Below are 23,910 nucleotides of genomic sequence, written 5' to 3' on the forward strand. Positions count from 1 at the left end.
GTGGGGAGCGGGGCGAAGGGGCGCAAAAGCAAGTTTTATATTTTCGAAAGTGTTATAAATAGTTGTAAAAGAGGGGGAAATATAAGATGGAAGACGTACTTTCTTTCAAAATTGTGGATCAAGAATATGCTTTGCCAATAGAGAATATAGAAAGTGTTGTAGATAAGGCTGACGTAACACCCGTACCGAATTCAAAATACTTCGTAGTTGGTTTGATTAATTTAAGAGGAAGAATAGTTCCCGTTATCGAATTAACTAAAATTTTAGGGATTGAAGTTGCGGATGACCACGTTTATGAAAATATCCTTGTGTTAAAAATAAACGAAGAGGAGATAGGAATGTATGTGGATGAAGTCGAAAACGTTCTTTCCATCGATCCCAACAAGTTGGAAAAATTCCACTCAAAAGAATCTGTTTACTCGGATAAAGTTAAAGGGGTTATAAAGGTAGAAAACAGATTGATAGTATATCTTGATTTAGAAAGTATCTTAGAGGCCGAATTAAAAAAGTAAAAATTTTAAAGTCTTCGGAGGTGTTTCAATGGCTAAAACTGTCTTAATAGTAGATGATGCAGCTTTTATGAGAATGATGTTAAAAGACATATTAACAAAAGCAAATTATGAAGTAATCGGAGAAGCTAGCAACGGTCAAGAAGCGGTAGAAAAGTATCAAGAACTGAAACCAAATTTTGTCACGATGGATATAACTATGCCCGTCAAAGATGGTATTCAAGCTACAAAAGAGATTATGAAAATAGAGCCGAACGCTAAGATTATAGTTTGCAGTGCTATGGGGCAACAAGCTATGGTTATAGAGTCCATTCAAGCTGGTGCAAAAGATTTTATTGTGAAACCATTTCAACCTAATAGGGTTATAGAAGCCTTACAAAAATTGGAGTAGTTTAAATGCCCACTAACTATGCAACTCCGACTAGTAATTTAGTTAATGTGTCATTTTGGTTCGTAGCCATAATTTTACTCATCATACTTCTTGTGGTATTTTATTATATACTGGCTAAAACATTAAAAAAGGGTCCTAAAAGCAAAGAAGTGAAGATGGTAAAAAAATATTATCTAGATAGGAATTTATACGTTGGAGTATTGAAAGTTTTTAAAGAATATTACATTATTTTGGCTACTTCCAACTCCAGTGAAATAATAAGAAAATTAGAAGAAGAAGAGGTTCAGGAAATTATGAATGAACACCCTAAATTTCTTGAAACCTTTTCAAATATATTGAAAAAAGATAAAATTCCAAGGGGAAGGGAAGAGGAAAAATTAAAAAAGTAAAGGTAATAATAATCCTGGTTTTTTTTATACTATCTTTTAATCAACTTTTTTCTCAAAATACTATTCAACTCCCAGGGGTAGATATACAAATAAACCCAAATGAAGAAGTTAATACTTTAACGCCGACGTTGACAATACTTTTAATCGTAACCGTTTTGTCATTAGCCCCAGGGTTTTTAATGTTATTTACTTCATTTACAAGAATAGTTGTTGTGTTAAGCTTTTTGAGACAGGCTATGGGCACCAGACAGGCTCCTCCAAATCAAGTAATGTTGGCTTTGGCCCTTTTTTTAACCATAATGATAATGTTTCCTGTTTTTAATGGGGTGTATCAAGAAGCAATTATTCCTTACAATCAAAATGAGATTGACTATCAAGAAGCAATACAAATTAGCTGGCAACAATTCAAAGATTTCATGATTTCAGAGATTGTGGCCCATAAAAATGAAGACGATATCTATATGCTTTCATCTTCAATGAATATAGAGATAGATAATATCGAAGAAACTCCTTTTCAAATTCTTGTACCCGCATTTGCAATAAGCGAATTAGAAATCGCATTTAAAATGAGTATATTACTCTATTTGCCTTTTATAATAGTGGATATGGTGGTAGCAAGTATTCTATTATCAATGGGTATGATCATGATACCTCCAATTCTGATTTCTTTACCTTTTAAAATAATGATTTTTGTGATGGTAAACGGATGGGATCTCTTAATTGGTGGATTAGTAAGGAGTTTTGTGGGAGGATGATGTAATGAGTGAAGAGGTACTAATAGGGATTTTTGAAAACGGTATACTTCTTTTTCTAAAAGTAATCTCTCCAATCCTAATAATAAGTGTGGCGGTGGGGTTGATTATCAGTATATTCCAAGCCGTTACACAGCTTCACGAACAGACGCTGACATTTGCACCTAAAATTATAATAACTTTTCTTGCGTTGGTTTTTATGTTCTCTTGGATAATGCAAAACTTATCAGATTTTTCATTCGAGTTATTCACTTATTATTTGGGAATGATTTAGTGGTGTTGGAAAATCTCACATACCATCTATGGGTTTATTTTTTCATCTTTGCTAGGTTGGCTGGAATTACTTTTTTTATCCCTTTTTTTAGTACTCGTTTTGTTCCCGTTCATGTAAAAGTTTTTATAACACTCTTTATTTCTTATTTGGTGCTATTTGAGGTTAACAGCACTTTCCCCATAAATTCAACACCTTTAGCAATAATTTTCTATTTGTTGATGAATTTTCTTTTTGGGAGCAGTGTAGGATTAATAGCTAATACTTTGTTTTATGCCTTTCAATTTGCTGGGGAAACAATAGGTATACAAATAGGTTTTGCGATGGCGAATGTTTTCGATCCTGTAACTAGCGATGAAATCTCTTTAGTTTCGGAACTTTCATTTTTGTTCAGCATGTTGCTTTTTTTTATCCTTAAGGGACCATTAATTTTATACTCAATAATTATAGATTCCTTCAACAAGGTTCCTGTTGTTTTTACTCTAGCGCCTGATGGATTTATGGTTTTTTCTCAAAAATTATTCGATGTATTCACTATAGGCCTTCAGCTTTCGATGCCATTGATTGCATTTATGATCCTTATGAAGGTTGCTTTGGGAATAGTTTCTAGATTGATCCCTCAGGTTAATGTTTTTATGGTGGGTATCCCACTACAAATACTGGTAGGATTTTTACTTTTTTTAGGGGTGATATTGATTTGGGAAGATCAATTTACAACTCTATTCTTTCAACTGATAGAATGGATAAAAGAATCGATGATTCTTTTATTTCAATAAACCTTCAACTTTTTGCGGATCCAGATAAAACTGAAGACCCCACGCCAAGGCGATTAGAAAAAGCTCGAGAAGAGGGAAACATTCCCCAATCGAACGAATTCAATATGGCGGTAAGTTTTTTATCAATTTCGCTTTTTTTGTGGGTAATATTTGAGCCATTACTTAAAGATATTTTTAAGGTATTTTACGATTATTTATCTTTAGATTTAGATTTTTCACCAACAAATTTGCTGGGCTATGAGATTAACGCACATATGAACTTATACATCAAATTGATACTGTTTTTTGTTGTTGCCGTTGTGGTTTCTATCCTTTTGGGAATGATTCAAACCAAATTTTTGTTCACTTTTAAATCTTTAAAATTGGATCTGAGCAAAATAAACCCCATTAAAGGATTCAAAAGGCTATTTTCTTTAAGATCTGTAATGGAACTTGTAAAAGCTCTATTAAAATTAACCATATTAGGATTGTTAACCTATAATATAATAAAAGCCAATTGGTATAAGATACTCTCTTTGGCAGGGGAAGAAACTGCTTTTTCTTTTAATGTGATTTTTGATTTAGTTATTAATATACTGTTTCAATTAGGAATAGCCTTACTTCTTCTCAGTTTGTTTGATTTTTGGTACCAGAGGTATGAATATAAAAAAGAGCTAAAAATGAGCAAGTATGAGGTCAAACAAGAACGAAAGGAAATAGAAGGGAACCCAGAAATTAAACAAAGACAAAGAGAATTGATGAGAAATTTAGCAAGAAGTAGGATGATGCAAAAAGTCCCTGAAGCGGACGTTGTTGTTACCAATCCTACTCATTATGCCATTGCGATAGAGTACAAACCGGAAGAAATGCAGGCCCCGATAGTTGTAGCAAAAGGAAAAGATGAAGTCGCCTTTAAGATAAGAGATATTGCTTTTAAACATGGAATCCCAATCTTAGAAAGACCTGCTTTGGCAAGGGAAATTTATGAGAAAGTTGACTTAAACGAAGAGATACCAGAACATCTATACACCTTAGTTGCAGAGGTATTAGCTTATGTCTACAAACTCAGTTATTAATTCATTGGGGGGTTAGCGATGAATTTTAAAATAAAAGGGTTAGATGTAGTAATTTCCATACTTATCGTGGGAATAGTTGTGTTAATGGTTATACCTATTCCTACCTTTTTGCTAGACTTTTTGCAACTATTGAACATAATCGTTTCGATAATAATCTTATTGGCTACCTTATATTTGCAAAGGGCTTTGGATATTTCTATTTTTCCATCTTTGTTATTGGTTATGACCATCTTTAGGTTAGCCTTGAACGTTTCGTCTACTCGTTTGATACTCTTAAACGGTAAAAATTTCGAAGGAAAAGTGATTAGGGCCTTCGGAGACTTTGTTGTTGGTGGAAATTATATTGTGGGAATCATTATCTTTTTGATCCTTGTTATAATACAATTTCTTGTAATAACTAAAGGAACAGAAAGAATATCGGAAGTAGCCGCAAGGTTTACTTTGGATGCCATGCCTGGCAAACAAATGAGTATAGATGCTGACATGTCTTCCGGATTGATTAACGAAGAAGAAGCCAGGCAAAGAAGAGAAGACATACGAAGAGAAGCCGACTTTTATGGAGCGATGGATGGAGCTAGTAAATTTGTGAGAGGGGATGCGATTGCCGGTTTAATAATAACTCTGATAAATTTAGTTGGAGGTTTAATAATTGGGATGTTACAGCAGGGACTGACGATCGCAGAGGCAGCGGAAGTATTTGCTTTACTTACCGTTGGTGATGGACTCGTTGCTCAAATTCCTGCGTTGTTAATTTCAACCTCTGCAGGTATGATAGTATCAAGAGCCGCTTCAAAAGATAATTTTGGGGTAGATTTAATAAGACAACTTACTTCTGACACAAGGGTTTTGAATATAGCCGGTGGAATAATAATATTTTTAGGTATGTTGACACCTATTCCAATTTTTCCATCGTTGATCTTAGGAGGAGGTTTACTTTTTGTAGCTTACGCGAATAGAGTGAGTGAAGGCCAGTTAGCATATGAAACAACGGGTTCGAGCGGGGGAGGAATGGGAGCCTCAACCGCACCAAAAGGTGAAAAAAAGGGTGTTTCTGGCGGTTTTGCACCACCCCTAACAACTCCAGAAGAAGTTTCAGAAGTCTTACAAGGAGATACAATTGAAGTAGACATTGGATATGGATTGATTCCTTTAGCTGATCCAGATCAAGGTGGAGACCTATTAGATAGGATAACCGTTGTTCGAAAACAATTAGCCTATGAATTGGGTATAGTTATCTCTCCCATTCGAATAAGGGACAGCGTTCTTTTAAGTTCGAACGAATACGTCATTAAATTGAGAGGTGTTGAAGTTGGTAGATTCGAATTGATCCCCGATAGGCTTCTTGCTATAAACTCAGGCATGGCTTCTGAAGAATTACCTGGAATAAAAACAAAAGAACCTGCTTTCGGTTTGGAAGCCTTCTGGATAGATGAAAGTTTAAAAGAGGAGGCTATAGAAAAAGGCTATACAACTGTTGATGCACCCAGCGTTTTCGCCACCCATCTTTCTGAAACCATTAAAAAATATGCTCACGAAATTATTGGAACCAAAGAAATAGAAATATTAATAGATGGATTGAGAGTTAATTATGCCAATCTTGTAGATACCCTTATTCCAACAATGTTAAAAATACATGAACTAAAAAAAGTTTTAAGTGAGCTATTGTATGAAAGGATTTCAATAAGAAATCTGCCCTTAATTTTTGAGAGTTTGATAGAGGCAGTTGATAAATATGGAAACAATATTGAGAACTTAGTAGAGTATGTTAGAAGGTCTTTAGGTAGGCAAATAGCGGAAAATTTAAAGTCTGACGATGGAGAATTACACGTTACCGCATTGGATCCATCCATAGAGAAAAAATTATCTGAATCGATAAGGGAATCCGATTCGGGAAGGGTTATAATACTCGAACCAGAATATTCAAATATTTTGGTCCAAAGGATATCTAAATCTTTGGAAAGTATGATGATGAAAGGGTTTAACCCTATATTAATTTGTTCTAAAAACATAAGATATCCTTTTGCCAGATTTATATTGAAATTTATTCAAAACATCAGTATTATAGCCTACGAAGAGACACCTTCAGATACTTCTCTCAACGTGAACGAAATAGTGGAAATAGAAGGTGAGAGATCCGATGCAAATTAAAAAACTTACTGTTAAGACAATTTCTGAAGCGATGGAAAAGATAAGAAGAGAATTTGGAGAAGATGCTTATATTATAGACACAAAAAAAGTGAAAAAAGGCGGTTTTTTTGGAATCGGTGGAGAAAAATATATTGAAGTAACTGTTTTGAGTGAAGAGAACAAAAATTCTCAATACAATCCTCAAAAATCAAAAAAACACCCACAAGAATCTGATAATACCTATACATTAAATGACCTAATAAAAAGGAATACACCCGAATTTTATAGAAAAAAAGAAAAAGAACAAAAGATATCAAAACCATCGTATTTAAACATCGAAAAAGAATCCGGCGACAAACATTCGAAAGATGATTTAACAGAGTTTATAAAAACGAGTAGGGAAATATCCTCTAAGATAGACAAAAGTGCAGAAGCATTTTACCATCAATACAATGAAAAGGAACCTTCAGAAAATGACATCAAAGATAGTTTGAAATTAGAAGAGTTGATGAAAATGGTTGAAAAGTTGAATAAAAAAATGGAAGCGAACAATCTATATCTTCAAGATATAAAGGATAAGTTGTACGAAAAATCGTATTCAAGAACTTTTACTGAATCCTTTTTAAATCAATTGAACGATTTAAAAGTAGAAGAAAATTGGAAAAATCAAGAAATTATAAGAACCAGGTTAGAAAAAAAGCTTTATCAAAGCTTAGAAATTTTAAATTTTGGCGATACAAAGGATAAAGTTATGTTTATAGGTCCCACAGGCGTGGGAAAAACGACAACTTTGGCCAAAATAGCCGCTAACTTAAAAAAAATGAATAAAAAAATTGCAATAATTACAATCGACACGTACAGAATAGCTGCAACAGATCAGCTAAAAACTTATGCAGATATACTAGGTATTTCGCTTCATATTTGTTATACCCCTTCTGATCTAAAAATTGCTTTGGAATCACTTCTGGATTTTGATGTAATTCTAATAGACACAGCCGGAAGAAGCCATAAGAACAATTTACAGATGGGTGAACTCAAAGTGTTCAAAGATGTAGTAGAGCCTGATTACAATATAATGTTGGTATCTTCCAACACCAATTGTGAAGATATGATACATATTTACGATAATTTTTCTTATCTTAAACCCAACGCATTAATTTTTACAAAGATGGACGAAACCTCATCATTTGGGCAATTATTTTCTTTCCTCGAATATTCTAGATTACCTTTGTTGGGAATAACTAACGGTCAAAGAGTTCCGGAAGATTTGAAGTTTCCTTCTAAAGAATGGTTAATCCATGCAGCAGTGGAGGAGGTATTTAAATGAGCCATATATATCGAGACCAAGCAGCTGGTTTAAGGGAAGAATTTTCAAACACACAAACAAAAATTATAACAGTTGTAAGCGGAAAGGGTGGAGTTGGTAAGTCGGTATTATCAGTGAATATAGCTGCTGATTTGGCCACACACGGTAAAAGAATACTTTTATTTGATTCGGATGCTGGTTTCGCAAACGCTTCTATTCTGATGGGAAACACTGTGAAAATCACCTTGAGCGAATATATGAGGGGTAATGTCACCTTCAATGAGTGCGTTCAAGATACCGAGTTTGGTGTTAAGATAATAAGCAGCGGTTTTGATTTTACAGATTGGAAGATCTTTCAAAATAATTTTAATGATTCGATAATGGATGAATTTTTAAATTTGTTGAAAGAAGTGGATTTTTTTATAATAGATGTAGGTGCAGGTTATTCTGAAAAACTCAATAATTTTTACCTAAATTCGGATACGATATTTCTAATAACCGTCCCAGAACCAACAGCGGTAGTTAACGCCTACACCTTGCTGAAAGCTTTATCGGTTTTGAATGTAGATGGGGAAATAGAGATAATTCTTAACATGATCAAAAATAAAAACGAAGTGGAGATGGTTAAATCCGTCTTAAGTAGAACCGCAAAAAGGTTTTTAAACAGAGAAATTAATAATTTTCATGAAATTTCTTACGATGAAAACGTTCATATGAGTGTTAAGAGGCAGATACCTTTAATTTCATTGAAAGAAAACAGTAGATTTTCGAAAGATATAAAAAAGATAACCTCCAATATATTGAATATCAAAACCTCTTCCCATAGCAATTTTGCACAGAGACTGAAAGAGATGTTTGGAAAAGACCATTGATATTCGGGGTGAAGGGCCGTTGACACAAAGTTTTAGAAATAAACAGATTTTCAGAAATTAGTTTTAGGTTTTTAAAGGGTCACAGGGCGTAGCCCTCCCCCCCTCTGTCTATGGGGACCGCAGGTCCCTTCCTTAGAAGGGTGGGCTGCAGGGTGAAAGGGCACTAAAAGATAGTATTAAGAAAAGGAGTTTAAGATGTCTGATTTTGTCGAAAAAGTAAGCTCAAAGAATGTTTTATACACTAATATGCCCTTGGATTTAGAGATTCAAGAAAAAGGAATTCAAGGAATTTATAAAAGTATCCTTTACGAATATGACTTCAACAGTAATCTAGCTAAAATTGGAATGCCTATTTTTAAAGGGGCTTATCTGAAAATTTTTCAAGGTACAAATCTAAAAGTAAGAGCATATTCTTCAAGGGCTGTTTATTTATTTAAAAGCAAAGTTTATAGCAGTGGAAAAGAAGAAAATATAAGATACCTTATAATAAACATTCCTGAAACAATTGTTAGAATACAAAGAAGGCAACACGCCAGAATCCCTGTTTCTGAAGAGGGTACCTTTTATCTCAAAGAGGAACAAGAAAATAGTAAAAGCGAGGAAAACGTTCAACCTACCAAATACCGGTTTATAACTAAAGATTTCAGTGCAGGAGGATTGGCTATGGTTACCTCCAAAAAGTTGGATATCGGACAAAAGATAACAATAAATTTATCTTTAAAAAATGAGATCAAACTCGAAGATATGGAATCAGAGGTTGTTAGGTTCATTGAAAAAACTACAAGTGGAGAATACATTTATGGAATTAAGTTTTTAAACTTAACAAGAGAAAAAGAAGAAGAGCTGGTGAGGTTTGTTTTCAAATTAGAGCGTGAGTCATATAAAAAGATTTGATGTAATCTTTGACGGTTTTTGTTTAAAAAGGGGGAAGTTTAATGTCAATCTATGATGAAATCAACGAACAAAAATTGGATGCATTGAAGGAATTAGGAAACATAGGTGCGGGGAATGCAGCGACAGCTATTTCAACGATGTTGAACAAGAAAATTGATATCACGGTTCCCTCCACTGAAATCATACCTATTTCAGAATTATGGAAAGAGTTTAGTGATCCTGAAGACGTAACAGCGGGGTCTATGGTAGAAATTGGTGGAGAACTTCATGGCGCTATTTTATTTCTGCTTGGAACCCAAGAAACAAAAAAAATCTTAGAACTGCTAATGCTTCCCAGACCTGAAGACTTAACCCAAATTGATGAAATGACATCTTCGGCCATTGGAGAAGTTGGCAATATTATGTGTAGCTCTTACATATCTGCCATTTCAAATTTCACAGGTTTGAACATACATTCCTTGCCCCCAAAAATTACCGTGGATATGTTAACAGCCATAGTTTCTGAATCTTCTCTTATGGTTACTGAAGGTAGCGATTTTGTAATCCTAATTAGAACAGATATAAGCATCGAAGAGTATGAAGGAAACGTAAAAGGCTTCTTAATATATTTATCAGACGAAAAAAATATAAGAAAATTACTAAAAACCTTAGGAATGGGGACGAATAATGACTGAGAGCAAGAAAAAAATAATAGGCATCGGAGAATACATAGTAGATAAAAATCCAACTATTTTAGTCACATTAGGGTTAGGTTCCTGTGTGGCTGTATGTTTACGAGATAAAAAAAACCTCATCGGGGGGTTAGTCCACATAATGCTTCCAGAAAGCAGAAGCAGCATAAAGGATGAAAAGATCGGTAAATATGCAGACACAGGCATAAAAGCGATAATAGATGGAATTGTAGATTTAGGTGGAAACCTTAAATACGTTGAAGCCAAGATAGTAGGAGGGGCAGCGATGTTTAAAAACTCAAATAATTCTTTGAATGTAGGGAGTAAGAATGTTGAAGCGGTTAGAAAGATTTTAAAAGAAAACGATATAAAAATAATCGCTGAAGATACAGGAGGGAACAGAGCTAGGAGTGTTGAATTTAACATTGCAAATGGGGATCTAAAGGTTAAGAAGGTTGGCGGAGGAGAAAAGGTAGAAATCACAGTAATTTAAGGTGGCAAATAAATGAAATACAAGATTAATGAAGAACAGTTGGTAATGGAATTTTTGCCTAAAATAAAGATTATAGCTTTGAATTTAAAAACCACTTTACCTAAAAATATAGACGTGGAGGATTTGATTCAGGAGGGGATTATAGGATTACTTCAATCATATAAGAGATACAACCCGGAGAAAGGCTCTTCTTTTTACACCTATGCACTAAAAAGGATAAAAGGTTCTATGTATGATTATCTAAGGAGGATAGATTGGCTTCCAAAAGAGATAAGGAGTTTAGTAAAAAAGTACGAAGATTTAATTTATGAATGTAAAGATAATGAGTACATAGACGATAATTCAGTGGCAGAAAAACTTCATATTGAAAAGCATGATGTTGACAAGATAAAGTTCTCCTTGAGTAAAAGGCAGATTCTTCAGTTGGATGAATACTTTTTAAACAACGAAGAAGATAACTGGCTTGAAGATATACAAGAAGAAAACGATCCTGAAATTCTTGCTTATAAAGATATCTTACATGACAAATTAAAAGAAAGCATCGACAAATTAAAAGAAAGAGAAAAACTTATACTTTCTCTATATTACAACGAAGGATTAACCTTTAAAGAAATAGGAAGTGTGTTGGAAATAAGCGAATCGAGGGTTTCTCAGTTGCATTCAGCAATATTGGTTAAATTAAAAAAAATGATTCAAGGAAGTGAATAAATATGGCTTCACTTCACGAATTACAAATATTGGTAACCAAATCTATAGATGTAGCAAATAATGTTCAAGCAATATCTCATTCTTACGATGCAGCCAAAAATATGTTACTAGTTAAACAAGCGAGTGAATATTCTCAAAACCTACAAAAAAGGATAAAAAATAAAGACCAAGTTGAAAAGAAAAATGTTGATAATAAATCATCCACTGGGATTTCCTCTCAGAGGTCTTTAAGTAATGAAAACAAAGGTACTGTAAAGAGGCATGTGGTAGATGAATACAGAGGTAAACTTTTGGATTTAAGGTTATAAGTATCTATCCTTATGGGTGGGGAGCGGGGTAAAGCCCTCCTACCTGGCGGTCTAAGGGCGACAGGCCCTTTCCATATGGGTGGGCGGCGGGGCGAAGGGGCGCTAATAAAGACTAAGCGCAGCTTACAGGAAAATCCTATAAACAATTAAGTTTCCAAAAGAAGAGTCTGTTTTTAAAAGGGTCAAAGGGCGGAGCTCTGTTTGCCGTAGTGTGCAAACTATGTTTTTAAATGATTTTGAACTTGGGGATCTTAAGGGGTTTACCCCTTAACGTCCAGGTATGGAAGGAGAAATAAAAATTTATGTTAGGTTATTTTACAATATATAAATCAGAAGATGAACTCTTTTCAGGAGGATTATTGATTCTCAATGAAAATGGAATCCCTGTTTCCTTTAAATACACGGAACCAATAAAACCTTCCAAAATCCAAAAAATAATTTATGGATCAAACCTAAAAAATTATTTAGCCTTTCAAATATTAAGTAACGAAGAATTATACTCCCCTCACGATGTAGACTTAATACTAACGGATGATAGTGATCTAATAAATTATATTGATATTGACAAAGTTATAATGTATATAATGGAAGTATCCAGTGGTAAAGGCTTTGAGGTTAAAGAAAAAGAAGGTATAATACCTATAAATCAAAATACGAGCTTAAGATTCTACTCTTCGAAACTGTTGGATTCACTTACATTGAAGAAACTCAAATCCTATATAGAAATTTTTGATATCTTTGAACCATTCACTCGCTTAAAAGAGGCTTTGGTGTATATATGTTCTTCCAAAGAAAAATAACTATCAACCAAGCTAACCTTTCTTTAGATATTCATATAAATTTCGTATCTTTCCAGAGTATAAAGTATCAACTTCTATCCTCAAAAACTCAAAACCTTAAAATAAAGACCATTGATATAAATGAATTAGTAAAGATAAAAGAACTCCCTTGGGCTGAAGGGGGAATTACCTTTATTGAAGAAACAGACCAACTTTTACCAAAAAAAATAATTAATTTGGATTTTATTAAGATTAATATAATTAAAAGTTCTTCTTTGTCTGGTATAAATATAAGGGATAGTGAAATTAAGATAGGGGTTAGTTTAATAAACGTGCCAATGTCAACGAATACAATTCTAAATACGACAAAAATGATAGAATTTAATATTAAAGAAAGTGTGACTCAAAAAATAGTAGTCAAACCAATTAGAAAAGTTTTAAAAAGACCCGTTTCGAAGGAATACATTCTACAGTTGGCACAGGAGATTGCATCATCAAAAAAATTACAAAAGATAAAACTATCGTTCCTAGGTTTTTATGTTAAAGTTCCCATAGCAGAAGAGATAAATTACTATTGGAAAGGTGAAAAATTAATATGTTTTCTCAAAAATAATAAAGCAGACATTACTGACTACTTTGATTGTGCCGTTTTTTTTGATTCTGAGAACAATAAGAAGTATTTGAAGTTTATCAGGAGGTAATGTTGAATTGATTAGAAAAGAACTTGTAAATTTTCTAAACTCGATAAAAAAAGTCAACAAACAGAAAATTTTAGTTTTACCGGATGGATATCTCCAAGATTTCGATGAGGATGGAGAAATTTTCATTTATCCGGGTTTTGACATATTTCCATTTGAAAATTTGGATATCTCTCCAAACATCAAAGCAAATAGGATGAAAACATTATATGCCTTATTAACGAAAAAGAACGTCACCGTTTTAACTACTTTTTCATCTTTAATAAAGTACACCTTACCTAAAAATGAATTTGTAAGCAAAAAGATCAAAGTTGGAGATACGTTCGATCTTGAATCTAATGTTCCTTACAACTTAGGATACAACCTTTCAGAAGAGGTAACTAGTCCTGGAGAATATTCTAAAAGAGGTTTTGTAAGGGATTTTTTTATTCCAATTTACGAACAACCTGTAAGAATAGAATTATGGGATGACGAAATAGATAGAATATCTCTTTTCGATACATATTCTCAAAGATCGATTGAAAATTTAAATGAAGTAGAGATAATTCCCGGATCTGAAATTCTGAAATTTGACAACAACTTAGAAATTTATGAGGAGAGATTAAAAAAATATATTAATGGAACAAATGAAGAAGAATTTCTGACTCTCGACCAATTCAATACCCTCCCGGGAATCTTTTACAAAGATAAAAATACAATATTAAGTTATCTAAATGAAGACAGAAATATTTATTTAATAAACAAAGAAGAAATCATAAAATCTTACTCGGAAAAAGAAAAAGAAAACTATGAAATGTGTGACACCGAACTAAAACGAAAAATATATAAAATGTTTTCAGGACATAACCTTGAAATTTTGAACAAAATAAAATACGATGAAGTAAAACTTACCTTAGAAAAGATTTATTTTATCAAACCCAAAAAGGAAGATAAAAGGTTGGAATATATACCTCTTATTGATTGGGAAGATCTAAATGAAGGGGATTTGGTGGTACACGAAGATTATGGAATAGGAATATATCACGGCGTTAACAAAGTTGAGACCACTTTGGGTTTGAGAGAGTTTGTAACATTAGAATATTCAGATAATTCAAAGGTCTATGTCCCAGTAGGTAGGTTAGACAAACTATCTAAATACATTGGAGACCCTGAATCAGTTAAAATATCTTCTTTGAACAGCAAAAGGTGGAAAAATACGAAGCAAAAGGTAAAAGAAGAAATTAAACTAAAGATCAAAGAACTTCAAAAAATCTATGCATTAAGAGAAAATCAACGAGGGATACAACTATTCGGGGATTCTGAATTGGAAGAAAAATTCAAGGAAACCTTTCCTTACGTTGAAACACCTGACCAAGAAAAGAGTATCAGCGAGGTTATGAAAGATCTTGAAAGTGAAAAACCAATGGACAGATTGTTGTCAGGTGATTCTGGATTTGGTAAAACTGAAGTTGCTATGAGAGCAGCTTTCAGAACGGTTGTTTCGAATTATCAAGTGCTACTATTAGCTCCAACAACGATACTCGCTAAACAGCATTACGAAAATTTCAAACAAAGAATGGACCCTTTTGGAATTAAGATAGCTTTAGTTACTCGTCATAAAACACCAAAAGAAAAGAAAGATCTTTTTGAAAGCATAAAAAAAGGCCAAGTAGATATAGTAATAGGGACGCACGCTTTATTATCAGATTTACTGCAGGTAAAAAATCTTGGGTTAGTGATAGTAGACGAAGAACAAAGATTTGGAGTACTTCAAAAAGAAAAATTCAAAAAGTTAAGCGAGGGAGTAAACTTCCTTATGATGAGTGCCACCCCAATACCTAGAACCTTATACATGTCTATCAGTGGATTAAGAGACATATCCACAATATCGACCCCGCCTGTTGGCAGGCTCCCCATTCAAACATTTATAGGAAAATATTCAGATAAGTTAGTACGCACGGCTATTTTGAGAGAGAAATCTAGAGGCGGACAAACGATCTATATTCACAACAGAGTGCAAGAATTTAATGAACTGTACAAAAAATTACAAAACCTTGTTCCAGAAGTTAAGATAACAATGGTACATGGTGGAACACCAAAAAAGGAATTTATAAAATCTATTAACGAGTTGTACGATGGAAATATCGATCTACTTCTATCAACAACAATAATAGAAAATGGGATAGATATACCCAATGTTAATACCCTTATCCTAGACGATCCAGAAAGGTATGGAATCTCTCAGTTATATCAAATTAAAGGAAGAGTTGGAAGATCTAACAGAAGAGCTTTTGTCTACTTTCTATTTAAAAAAGAAGTCACCCCTCAAACCAAAAAAAGGCTGGAAGCGATCAAACAGTACAATGAACCAGGAAGTGGATTAAAGCTCGCTTTGAGAGATTTAGAAATTCGTGGATACGGGGATATATTGGGAATAGAGCAAAAAGGTCATATTAACGCGATAGGTTTTCATCTCTACCATGAAATGTTGAATAAACTTTTATTCGAATTTGGAATCAAAAAGGAAAAAGAGATTCAACGACCTCAAACCTACACGGAGATAAAAGGTATAAAAGGTTCCATAGTTATTCCTGAATCTTATATACCTAATTCTATTGAAAGAATGCGAATATATAGAAGGATGTCTGTAGCTAAAACACCTGATGATATTGAGGATATAAGATCCGAAATACGCGATAAATACGGTAAACTTCCACAAGAGGTAGAAAGATTATTTCAGTATGCACTGATAAAAGTTAAAGCCAATATGGAAGGGATTAGAGAGATAGAAATAGGAGATACATACATATCTTTTAAATTCGAAAATGATGTAAATCCTATCATTGAAAAATACAACAAATATTCAAGAAAGATTACCTTTTATCCAGAAACGAAAGAGCTCATAAGTTATGGGCCAAAAGACCATATGAAATATATGGAAAAGGTTTTTTCATAAGAGGTGACAAAGATGTTGAATGATACAATAGCTGCTATTTCATCCCCAGTTGGTACAGGGGCCATAGGGGTGGTAAGAATTTCAGGCAATCACGTTAAAAACATAATAGACCAAGCATTAAAAAGGGAAAAATATACCCCTAAGAAGATGTACTATGGTTGGCTTTACGATAAAGAAGGAGAAAAAGTCGACGAGATTACATGGGTTTACCATGCTCAACCTTACTCTTACACAGGAGAGGATATGCTTGAAATATTTTGCCATGGCGGTAAACTTATCACTTATGCTGTACTGAATACAATTATAAAATATGGGACAAGACAAGCTTTACCTGGGGAGTTTACAAAACGTGCTGTTTTAAACGGTAAAATGGATCTCATAAAAGCGGAAGCTGTAAACAATGTAATTACTTCAGAGACTGAAATCTCTTTAAAAGCGTCCTTTAACCAACTTAAAAATGCCCTTTCCGAAAAAATCAATGACATAAAAAACAGCTTGCTAAATATCTCTGCCCAGATCGAGGTAGAAATGGATTATCCCGATGAAATAGAACTGGAAGATCACAATTTAAAAAACAAATTAGTTTATATCTTCAATCAAATGGATCAAATACTAAAAGAGGCTGACAACGGTATTATAGCCGTTGAAGGTGTCAGAACAGTTATAGCAGGAAAACCGAACTCTGGGAAAAGCACCTTATTAAACGCCCTTCTGAGAAAAGACAGAGCGATTGTAACCGATATTCCAGGAACAACTAGGGACACAATAGAAGAAAATCTGAACATAAACGGTATATACTTAAAACTTATAGATACAGCCGGAATACGATACACGGAAGACACGTTGGAAAGGGTTGGAATAGAAAGGACCATAAATTCCATAAAGAATTCTCATCTAATCTTGTTTGTCTTGGATGGTACAACACCTTTCACACAGGAAGATGAACTAATTTATACTAAATTAAATGAATTGGGGGAAAAAACTGTTATAATTGTATTGAATAAATCGGATTCTCCTAATTTTAAAGAGAGTAATTATCTCCCTTTGAAACAAAAAAATCCAAATGATTTTGTTATGATTTCTGCAAAGAACGGAGAGATTAAAACTTTGGAAGATAAGATATATGAAAAGTTTTTTGAGAAAGTCAACATAGAAGAGCCAACTCTAACTAACCAAAGGCAAAAGATGACCTTAGAATCGTCTAAAGAATACGTTTTAAACGCCATCAATTCGCTTGAGAAAGGTTTTTCTAACGATGTAATTATGTACGACGTAAGAAAAGCACTTGAAAAGATCTACGAACTTTCTGGTGAAAATTATACTGAAGAATTACTTGATAAAATCTTTTCCACATTCTGCGTTGGAAAGTAGGAGGTAAAATATATGTATCGGTTAGTTTCTATTTTCTTTGGGCTAATCCCTTTAACACAATTTTTCATAAAAGGATGGTACTTTTTTGGGATATCATCTCTTGCATTAATTATTTCATATTTTATACTTAAAAAGAGGGGATCAAAACCATTCATCACAGAAGGAGCGCTCTTATTAATCTCACAACTTTTTATGAATATAATTGGGCTATCAAATATACCGATATTTTTATATATCTCTTTCGCAGCAATTTTGATTTTCGTTGCCTCAAGAGATGAAAAAATAGTTGACGATTTGAAAGATTATATAAAAGAAACTGGCCATTCCAAGGAAGATTGGGATTTTGAAATATGTTTTTTTGGAATGGGGCAGATTAGAAACATCGACCAATTAACTAATTTATCTACTGCCGCATTTGGTTTTTCAGACAAAGGTATAGCTTTCAACACTAAGTTGGGAAGTGGGAATTACACGAGGTTCATTGATTATAACGAAATAGATGATTTCGGAATGTTCAAATTGCAAAAGAAACAAGAGTTGTACTACCCAAAAATAAGAGATATGTTCATCTGGCCAAGTAATATGAGTACGATGCATAAACCGTATATAAACACCTACGGGTTATATCTTTTGGTGGGAGATGAGTCCCTGACTTTTTACGAGGCACCAAGTATCATACTTAAAATATCCGAGCATTTAGAAGAAATGAGGAGATAGACAATGAAAATTTTAAAGATGTCATGGTATGAGATAAAGAAAGTATTGAGAAATCGAGGAGTATTAATCTTAAGTATTATAATACCTGTTATTTTAGCCTATTTTGGCTCTTCATTCTATCCTGCTGATATGGCGCAAGATTTCCAATTAGCCTTATACAATGAAGATAACAGTCTTTTAGGTAATTTCGGTTTCATTTTGATAAAACAATTTTTGAATTTTGAGAACACCATCGAAATTAAAAATGATGAACAATTGAATCAAATAATTAGAGAGGCAAATTATGATTCAATACTGATCATTCCAAAGGGTTTTACGCAAGATCTGATCGATCGTAATCAAACGGTTTTATACATCATACCAAATCCTCACAAAATTCAGAATAGTATGATGGTTTATACCGGTTTTAAAGCTGTTTTTGATGAGCTTGCAGGGATACCCGAAATAAAAGTGGGCTCCACTACCGAGTTCTTACTTCAAGGAGGTATTGGAATCGATGAAACGAGGCCCAAGCCAGAGATAAAAATGCTTATACCAAGCGCCTCGGATGGTTCTTTGGTTGTTTCTCCAACCACAAATTTAGGGATTAATGATATGTTTGCTCCTATCGTAGCGGTGGTTGTAATCCTTTTGTTATCTATGATAGGAATAGCCTCTTCCATCGGTCAAGCTAGAGAAGTTGGATTACTGGATCTATATATATCAAACGGATTAAAAACGTGGGAATTCATTTTATCAAAAATAATATCGTACATAATAATAGGTTTCGTTGCCGGGATGTTCTCGTGGTATATGTTCAGAATTTTTGGTGTTGAATCACAAGCTAATCCATGGAATTTGATCTTACTCGTTTTAGTATCTGTATTCTCTTTCACCTCTTTTGGTTTGTTTTTATCTTCTTTTTTAAAAACGGCTCGTGCTGCTTCTTTTCTTGTAACGGCAATGATAGGAGGAATGTTGGTATTTGGTGGTGTTTTGATCCCAATACCTACAGGAAGTATTCTTGAAAAGATAGCGAACCTATTTCCTGTTAAATACTCTTTAGATGGCTGGAGAAAAATAACGGTATTAGGGTATGGCTTAAGTGATCTAACTTTTGAAATTCTAATATTATTAGGTTTTGGAATTGTTTTCTGTGTGGCATCATTACTTTTATTACAAACTACGCAAGAAACATAGGGGAGGTTTAGGAGGGTTTAATTCGATGAATCTTGTAGCCTTTTTAACGGATTGGGGACTTTCTTCATATTATGTCTCTGTGTGTAAATCCGTTATAAAAAGAATAAATAAAAATGCTGATATAATTGATATAACCCATAGTGCAGGACATTTTAACATAAAGAAATATGCAGCTCTAATTTTAAGAGCTGCTCGAGATTTTGAAGAAGGGACCGTCTTTTTGTGTGTTGTTGATCCAACCGTAGGTAGCTCCAGGAAACCGATCGCTTTAAAAACGTCAAAGTACAACTATTATTTTGTTGGACCAGATAACGGGTTATTTACTTTTTTGATGCAAGAGTTCGGAGTTAAAGAATCTGTTGAGTTATCCGACAATAGATTTTTCTATAAAACTGATTATTCATCAACATTTCACGGGCGTGATATATTTGCTCCAGTAGCTGCATACATTTCTAAAGGTATTAGTATTGATCATTTTGGACCAAAAACTGAAAAATTAATAACTTTCGATGTGCAAAAACCTATCATTGAAGATAACAAAGTAATATGTGATTATTTATATTCAGATGATTTTGGTAATATAGAAACTAATTTATCTTCCAACTATCTTGAGCATTTAGATATAGGCAAAGAGGTAACTGTTGAAATAAATGGTATAAAAGAAGTCGTTAGATTCGTGAAGAACTACTCTGAAGTTAAAAAAGGCGAATTATTGTTGCATGTTGATAGCTCAGGATTCTATGAGGTTTCTGCCAATCAATCAAATGCAGCTCATAAATTTAACCTAACCGATGATTTTGAAGGGAAGGTAAAGATTTATCTTGAATTATAAATCCATAAAAGATCCTATCGAAGTTACATATACGGTAGAAAGATCAAAATTTATTGGAAATATCGCCAAGGTCAACTCGGTTGATGAAGCACAAAAATTTATAAAAGAGATTTCTCAAAGGTATAATAACGCCACGCACAACTGTTGGGCTTATAAGGTGCATGAGAAAGGAAGGGGAATCGCTAATTATTCTGATAACAACGAACCATCTGGCACCGCGGGTAAGCCTATTTACGGGGTAATAGAAAAATTTGGTCTATCAAACGTGGCGATAGTAGTTACGAGGTATTTTGGAGGAGTGAAATTAGGGATTCGGGGTTTAATAGATGCGTATTCTAAAACTGCTGAAGAAGTTGTTAAAGCCTCTAAAGTAGTCACCTACGAGAAGACATTTATTTACGAGGCAAAATGTGACTACAGTAATTTTTCCTTCATACAAAATCTCATTCAAAAACAGAATAACTTCAAAATAATAGAGCAAAACTTTTCAGACGAAGTTTATTTCATATTTGAAGTATTGGAGCATAATCTAGAAGACGTTTTATCACTAATAAAAAACAGGGTGTACAATTTAAATTTTATCGGCAATTCGGAGGGAATTTCATGAACAACAATTTATACAGAAAATACAGGCCTTTAGATTTTGATGAAATTTTAGGACAACCTCATGTAGTAAAATACTTTAAAAACGCTTTAAAAAAGCAAGAGGTCTCTCAAGCATATATTTTCTCGGGTCCGCGGGGCACAGGAAAAACCACTACCGCCAGGATACTTGCCAAAATATTAAATTGCAAGGATCCTCAAGGGTACAATCCATGCAACAAATGCGAGAACTGTATTTCTATAAACAACAACAGTTTTTTGGATGTAATAGAAATGGATGCGGCTTCGAATAGAGGAATAGACGAAATTAGAAACATCAGGGACTCCTCCAATTACAGGCCTGTTTATGGGAAATACAAAGTATATATAATCGATGAATTTCATATGTTGACAAGGGAAGCCTTCAACGCCTTATTAAAAACGTTAGAAGAACCACCCTCACATGTCGTTTTTATTTTAGCGACCACAAATTTGGAAAAAGTTCCTGATACCATCATTTCTAGGGCTCAAATTATAAACTTCAAAAATTTAGGTCATAATGAAATAGTAGAAGGGTTAAAAAATATAGCAAGCTCTGAAGGAATAGAATATGAGTTAGATGCCCTGCAGATCATAGCTAAAAGGGCAAAAGGTGGGATGAGAGATGCCATATCTATGTTGGAACAAGTAGAAAAATTTGGAGAGATGAAGATCACCCATCAAGATACCCTTGAAATATTAGGTTTGTTCGATGAAAATTTTATCGCTCAATTCGTAGAAAATGTCTATAATTCAAAAATTGATGAATTTTTGGCACAATCTGAAGATCTGTTCAATTTAGGAAAAGATCCAGAAATTCTTTTGGAGCAGGCCATAGAATACATATTTGAATCACTAATTACTAATAAAAAAGATAACTTAATTCAACTAATGGGTACCTTCAACAATATACTTAAAGATTTAAAATACAGTGAAAATAAAAGGTTGATTTTCGATGTGGAGATCTTAGATTTTATGTACAAAAATTCAACTACTTCTGTGCCTTTGCCCCATGAAAATAAAAAAACTCCAAATAGAAAACAAGTAGTCACAGAATCCGTTCCCAACGAAACTCAACACCCAATTATGAAGAAAATCCTTGATTACTTCAGTGACCCACATGAAAAGAAGTCCAACATGGCGATATACTTCGCTTTGCTTTATTCAAATCCAGAAATTGAAAACGATAAAATACACTTCAAATTTTCTTCATACCAAAAGCTAGAATTTGAGATTCTAAAAAAGTATGTAGATGAATTAAAAGTGAATATATTTTTACTGATCGATGGATCGTACGAAATCACTTTTTCTCTCGAAGGTGGCGAGGTGGAAAGTCTGACCCAGCAAAAAGAAAAAGCCAATTTGAGAGAAAAGAAACTGTTCTGAGGGAATTACATGCTTTATATAATCTCTGCAATAGACATTGAAGCACGAGCGATAATAAAATATTTAAATTTAAAAAAAACAACAGATAGACCTTTTGAGACTTATCAAAACGAAGAAGTTCATCTTGTAATATCAGGGGTAGGAAAAATCAATGCAGCCGGAGCTACATCTTATTTATTGAAAGATACCTTAAAAAGTTACACCCATAATGATTATGCAATAAACATAGGAATATGCGGTAGTCTAAATAACAAATTTAATGTTGGCGATCTAGTTTTAGTTAATAAAGTAGTAGATTATGAAAGAAAAAGAAAGTACTATACGGATATCTTAGTCGAACACAATCTAAAAGAAGGCTCTATACAAAGTATAGATACTCTCCACAGCAATTATGAATTTGAAGAAGACCTAGTCGATATGGAATCATCGGCTTTTTTTGAAATTGCTTCAAAATTTTTGTCTGTGCATCAGGTATATGTGCTAAAAATAGTCTCTGATAAAGTTAGCAAAAATCAACCATTAGAAAGACTGACTAACAAATATATAGATGAATTAATTCGAGGAAAATTAGAAGAAATTTTGACTTTTACAAAGTCGGTGAGTTCTCTACTAAAACAATTTCAACCTCTTCTTCAACAACAAGACGAAGAAATTATAAAAAAGATATCTATTAGTTTGAAACTAACATTCTCTCAAATGAAGCAGTTTGAAAAGGCTTATGCATATTTCAAATCGAATAAGAAAGTAAGTCCTTTATTCTTAAAAGAATATTTTAACTACATTCCGAAAAGTAAAAAAGAAAGGGATGCGATTTTTGAAGATCTCAAAACAAAACTATACAAATGAAACTTTCTCACACATCTACATCGAAAAAGATGCTTTAAATTATCCACTAACCAATGAAATTACAAGCAAACTCAACAAAAGTAAGATAGTCTATATTGATAATTACAATGAAATATTCTCCAGGAAAAACCAAAACCCTTTTCTACAAAAGCTCTCACCGTCTCTGATTCTGGCAGTTAACAGGGGAGATTTTATCTATAAAGGGTCACCGCTGTGCCATGATTTTGAACAACAAAATTTCTACTACACAAATTTCATAGTTAATTGTCTATTCGATTGCGATTACTGTTATTTGAAAGGCATGAACTTCTCTTCCCACATTTTATTCTTTGTTAATCTCTCAGATTACTTTCATGAAATAAGCAGATTGATAAACGAGATTAAAGAACGCCCCGAACGGGGTCAAGGAAAAATTTATCTAAGTATATCGTATGATTCAGACATCCTTCTTTTTGAAGGAATCTATCCATTTTTAAAAGAATGGATAGATTTTGCTGAGGCAAACCCTCTGATAACTATAGAAATCCGCACTAAATCAACCAATTATAAAAAATTCCTGAATTACTCTCCATTAGAAAATTTGATCATTACATGGAGCATATCACCACAGGAAGCAATAGAAAAATATGAAAAAAACACCCCCTCTTTAGAAAGAAGGTTACTGGCTATATCTCAATTGCTACAAAAAGGGTGGAAAATCAATTTAGCGTTGGATCCTATACTTTATATAGGAGAAAATTGGCAAGAGAAATACAAGGAGTTTATTAACTCGATATCTAAAAAAATTAACCTAAAAAAGATTAACGCAATTACACTAGGAGTATTTAGAATACCAGTTGACTATCTAAAAAGATTTAAAAAGTTTTTTAAATCCCCGATTGCATTTTTTCCTTATCAAACCACAAATGGTGTATCTACCTACCCTGAGGAATTAAAAAGTGAAATGATCGAATTCGTCTATTCAGAACTAGAAAAAATATATAATAAGACAAATATATACGTAGTTTGATTGTTTTAGAAAAAT

At 33.3% G+C, this 23,910-nt stretch carries 26 protein-coding genes; all 26 read left to right on the forward strand.

The genetic code is table 11. From position 1 onward, the window contains the following. Window positions 1-86 precede the first annotated feature (86 nt). The 26 genes from X928_RS09620 (at window position 87) to X928_RS09745 (ending at window position 23,895) form a co-directional block, all read left to right on the forward strand. A complete protein-coding gene (locus tag X928_RS09620; protein ID WP_103079548.1) occupies window positions 87-512 on the forward strand; it encodes a chemotaxis protein CheW in 426 nt (141 codons plus the stop codon). 28 nt (window positions 513-540) lie between these two features. Beyond that, window positions 541-900, forward strand: coding sequence for a chemotaxis protein CheY (gene cheY / locus X928_RS09625; RefSeq protein ID WP_103079549.1), 360 nt, complete (start codon window positions 541-543; stop codon window positions 898-900). 5 nt (window positions 901-905) lie between these two features. Then, window positions 906-1,289, forward strand: a complete 384-nt coding sequence (locus X928_RS09630) for a flagellar biosynthetic protein FliO (protein WP_103079550.1) — start codon at window positions 906-908, stop codon at window positions 1,287-1,289. Further along, the gene (gene fliP, locus X928_RS09635) at window positions 1,277-2,044 is read left to right on the forward strand and encodes a flagellar type III secretion system pore protein FliP (protein WP_169926386.1); all 768 of its coding nucleotides are present in this window, start codon (window positions 1,277-1,279) and stop codon (window positions 2,042-2,044) included. The genes X928_RS09630 and fliP overlap by 13 nt, the downstream gene beginning before the upstream one ends. A 4-nt stretch (window positions 2,045-2,048) precedes the next feature. Beyond that, a complete protein-coding gene (fliQ, locus tag X928_RS09640; protein WP_103079552.1) occupies window positions 2,049-2,315 on the forward strand; it encodes a flagellar biosynthesis protein FliQ in 267 nt (88 codons plus the stop codon). Between the two features lie 2 nt (window positions 2,316-2,317). Next, on the forward strand, window positions 2,318-3,088 hold the full coding sequence (gene fliR, locus X928_RS09645; protein WP_169926383.1) for a flagellar biosynthetic protein FliR: 771 nt from the start codon (window positions 2,318-2,320) through the stop codon (window positions 3,086-3,088). Beyond that, window positions 3,010-4,143 (forward strand): flagellar biosynthesis protein FlhB, encoded by a 1,134-nt coding sequence (gene flhB, locus X928_RS09650; protein ID WP_245857229.1) that lies wholly within the window; start codon window positions 3,010-3,012, stop codon window positions 4,141-4,143. Before fliR ends, flhB begins: the two co-directional genes overlap by 79 nt. An 18-nt stretch (window positions 4,144-4,161) precedes the next feature. Beyond that, entirely contained in the window at window positions 4,162-6,291 is a 2,130-nt protein-coding gene (flhA, locus tag X928_RS09655; protein WP_103079554.1) for a flagellar biosynthesis protein FlhA, read from the forward strand. After that, the gene (gene flhF / locus X928_RS09660; protein ID WP_103079555.1) at window positions 6,281-7,597 is read left to right on the forward strand and encodes a flagellar biosynthesis GTPase FlhF; all 1,317 of its coding nucleotides are present in this window, start codon (window positions 6,281-6,283) and stop codon (window positions 7,595-7,597) included. The genes flhA and flhF overlap by 11 nt, the downstream gene beginning before the upstream one ends. Then, window positions 7,594-8,448, forward strand: coding sequence for a P-loop NTPase (locus tag X928_RS09665; RefSeq protein ID WP_103079556.1), 855 nt, complete (start codon window positions 7,594-7,596; stop codon window positions 8,446-8,448). Before flhF ends, X928_RS09665 begins: the two co-directional genes overlap by 4 nt. A 195-nt stretch (window positions 8,449-8,643) precedes the next feature. Then, window positions 8,644-9,342, forward strand: a complete 699-nt coding sequence (locus X928_RS09670) for a flagellar brake protein (protein WP_103079557.1) — start codon at window positions 8,644-8,646, stop codon at window positions 9,340-9,342. A gap of 41 nt (window positions 9,343-9,383) precedes the next feature. Further along, window positions 9,384-10,016, forward strand: coding sequence for a CheY-P phosphatase CheC (cheC, locus tag X928_RS09675; RefSeq protein WP_103079558.1), 633 nt, complete (start codon window positions 9,384-9,386; stop codon window positions 10,014-10,016). Then, window positions 10,009-10,506 (forward strand): chemoreceptor glutamine deamidase/glutamate methylesterase CheD, encoded by a 498-nt coding sequence (cheD, locus tag X928_RS09680; protein WP_103079559.1) that lies wholly within the window; start codon window positions 10,009-10,011, stop codon window positions 10,504-10,506. Before cheC ends, cheD begins: the two co-directional genes overlap by 8 nt. 12 nt (window positions 10,507-10,518) lie before the next feature. Further along, window positions 10,519-11,214 carry a sigma-70 family RNA polymerase sigma factor gene (locus X928_RS09685; RefSeq protein ID WP_103079560.1) on the forward strand — a complete coding sequence of 232 codons (696 nt, stop codon included), beginning with the start codon at window positions 10,519-10,521 and terminating at the stop codon, window positions 11,212-11,214. Between the two features lie 2 nt (window positions 11,215-11,216). Next, window positions 11,217-11,522 (forward strand): hypothetical protein, encoded by a 306-nt coding sequence (locus X928_RS09690; RefSeq protein ID WP_103079561.1) that lies wholly within the window; start codon window positions 11,217-11,219, stop codon window positions 11,520-11,522. A 302-nt stretch (window positions 11,523-11,824) separates the two neighbouring features. Further along, on the forward strand, window positions 11,825-12,322 hold the full coding sequence (locus tag X928_RS09695) for a hypothetical protein (protein ID WP_103079562.1): 498 nt from the start codon (window positions 11,825-11,827) through the stop codon (window positions 12,320-12,322). Further along, window positions 12,301-13,002, forward strand: a complete 702-nt coding sequence (locus tag X928_RS09700) for a hypothetical protein (RefSeq protein WP_103079563.1) — start codon at window positions 12,301-12,303, stop codon at window positions 13,000-13,002. The genes X928_RS09695 and X928_RS09700 overlap by 22 nt, the downstream gene beginning before the upstream one ends. Window positions 13,003-13,009: 7 nt before the next feature. Continuing rightward, window positions 13,010-15,934, forward strand: a complete 2,925-nt coding sequence (locus X928_RS09705) for a DEAD/DEAH box helicase (RefSeq protein WP_103079564.1) — start codon at window positions 13,010-13,012, stop codon at window positions 15,932-15,934. Between the two features lie 12 nt (window positions 15,935-15,946). Further along, window positions 15,947-17,305 carry a tRNA uridine-5-carboxymethylaminomethyl(34) synthesis GTPase MnmE gene (gene mnmE / locus X928_RS09710; RefSeq protein WP_103079565.1) on the forward strand — a complete coding sequence of 453 codons (1,359 nt, stop codon included), beginning with the start codon at window positions 15,947-15,949 and terminating at the stop codon, window positions 17,303-17,305. Window positions 17,306-17,317: 12 nt separating this feature from the next. Continuing rightward, window positions 17,318-18,022: a hypothetical protein gene (locus X928_RS09715; protein ID WP_103079566.1), complete on the forward strand. Its 705-nt coding sequence runs from the start codon at window positions 17,318-17,320 to the stop codon at window positions 18,020-18,022. A 3-nt stretch (window positions 18,023-18,025) separates the two neighbouring features. Then, window positions 18,026-19,201, forward strand: coding sequence for an ABC transporter permease (locus X928_RS09720; protein ID WP_103079567.1), 1,176 nt, complete (start codon window positions 18,026-18,028; stop codon window positions 19,199-19,201). 25 nt (window positions 19,202-19,226) lie between these two features. Continuing rightward, window positions 19,227-20,033: an SAM hydrolase/SAM-dependent halogenase family protein gene (locus X928_RS09725; protein ID WP_103079568.1), complete on the forward strand. Its 807-nt coding sequence runs from the start codon at window positions 19,227-19,229 to the stop codon at window positions 20,031-20,033. Then, complete coding sequence (locus X928_RS09730) at window positions 20,023-20,640, forward strand: IMPACT family protein (protein ID WP_103079569.1); 618 nt, start codon at window positions 20,023-20,025, stop codon at window positions 20,638-20,640. The genes X928_RS09725 and X928_RS09730 overlap by 11 nt, the downstream gene beginning before the upstream one ends. Next, window positions 20,637-22,040, forward strand: a complete 1,404-nt coding sequence (gene dnaX, locus X928_RS09735) for a DNA polymerase III subunit gamma/tau (RefSeq protein ID WP_103079570.1) — start codon at window positions 20,637-20,639, stop codon at window positions 22,038-22,040. Before X928_RS09730 ends, dnaX begins: the two co-directional genes overlap by 4 nt. A gap of 9 nt (window positions 22,041-22,049) precedes the next feature. Further along, window positions 22,050-22,886: a 5'-methylthioadenosine/S-adenosylhomocysteine nucleosidase family protein gene (locus X928_RS09740; protein ID WP_103079571.1), complete on the forward strand. Its 837-nt coding sequence runs from the start codon at window positions 22,050-22,052 to the stop codon at window positions 22,884-22,886. Beyond that, a complete protein-coding gene (locus tag X928_RS09745; protein ID WP_211286524.1) occupies window positions 22,855-23,895 on the forward strand; it encodes an SPL family radical SAM protein in 1,041 nt (346 codons plus the stop codon). Before X928_RS09740 ends, X928_RS09745 begins: the two co-directional genes overlap by 32 nt. Window positions 23,896-23,910 lie beyond the last annotated feature (15 nt).

The organism is Petrotoga miotherma DSM 10691, assembly GCF_002895605.1.
Lineage (GTDB): Bacteria > Thermotogota > Thermotogae > Petrotogales > Petrotogaceae > Petrotoga > Petrotoga miotherma.

Coding starts and splice junctions, on each gene's coding strand:
- X928_RS09715 (WP_103079566.1), top strand. CDS start 17,318: ATGTATCGGTTAGTTTCTATTTTCTTTGGGCTAATCCCTTTAACACAA.
- flhA (WP_103079554.1), top strand. CDS start 4,162: ATGAATTTTAAAATAAAAGGGTTAGATGTAGTAATTTCCATACTTATC.
- X928_RS09630 (WP_103079550.1), top strand. CDS start 906: ATGCCCACTAACTATGCAACTCCGACTAGTAATTTAGTTAATGTGTCA.
- X928_RS09620 (WP_103079548.1), top strand. CDS start 87: ATGGAAGACGTACTTTCTTTCAAAATTGTGGATCAAGAATATGCTTTG.
- cheY (WP_103079549.1), top strand. CDS start 541: ATGGCTAAAACTGTCTTAATAGTAGATGATGCAGCTTTTATGAGAATG.
- X928_RS09700 (WP_103079563.1), top strand. CDS start 12,301: ATGTTCTTCCAAAGAAAAATAACTATCAACCAAGCTAACCTTTCTTTA.
- dnaX (WP_103079570.1), top strand. CDS start 20,637: ATGAACAACAATTTATACAGAAAATACAGGCCTTTAGATTTTGATGAA.
- flhF (WP_103079555.1), top strand. CDS start 6,281: ATGCAAATTAAAAAACTTACTGTTAAGACAATTTCTGAAGCGATGGAA.
- cheD (WP_103079559.1), top strand. CDS start 10,009: ATGACTGAGAGCAAGAAAAAAATAATAGGCATCGGAGAATACATAGTA.
- X928_RS09725 (WP_103079568.1), top strand. CDS start 19,227: ATGAATCTTGTAGCCTTTTTAACGGATTGGGGACTTTCTTCATATTAT.
- X928_RS09740 (WP_103079571.1), top strand. CDS start 22,050: ATGCTTTATATAATCTCTGCAATAGACATTGAAGCACGAGCGATAATA.
- X928_RS09695 (WP_103079562.1), top strand. CDS start 11,825: ATGTTAGGTTATTTTACAATATATAAATCAGAAGATGAACTCTTTTCA.
- fliQ (WP_103079552.1), top strand. CDS start 2,049: ATGAGTGAAGAGGTACTAATAGGGATTTTTGAAAACGGTATACTTCTT.
- mnmE (WP_103079565.1), top strand. CDS start 15,947: ATGTTGAATGATACAATAGCTGCTATTTCATCCCCAGTTGGTACAGGG.
- X928_RS09685 (WP_103079560.1), top strand. CDS start 10,519: ATGAAATACAAGATTAATGAAGAACAGTTGGTAATGGAATTTTTGCCT.
- X928_RS09670 (WP_103079557.1), top strand. CDS start 8,644: ATGTCTGATTTTGTCGAAAAAGTAAGCTCAAAGAATGTTTTATACACT.
- X928_RS09665 (WP_103079556.1), top strand. CDS start 7,594: ATGAGCCATATATATCGAGACCAAGCAGCTGGTTTAAGGGAAGAATTT.
- X928_RS09720 (WP_103079567.1), top strand. CDS start 18,026: ATGAAAATTTTAAAGATGTCATGGTATGAGATAAAGAAAGTATTGAGA.
- X928_RS09690 (WP_103079561.1), top strand. CDS start 11,217: ATGGCTTCACTTCACGAATTACAAATATTGGTAACCAAATCTATAGAT.
- cheC (WP_103079558.1), top strand. CDS start 9,384: ATGTCAATCTATGATGAAATCAACGAACAAAAATTGGATGCATTGAAG.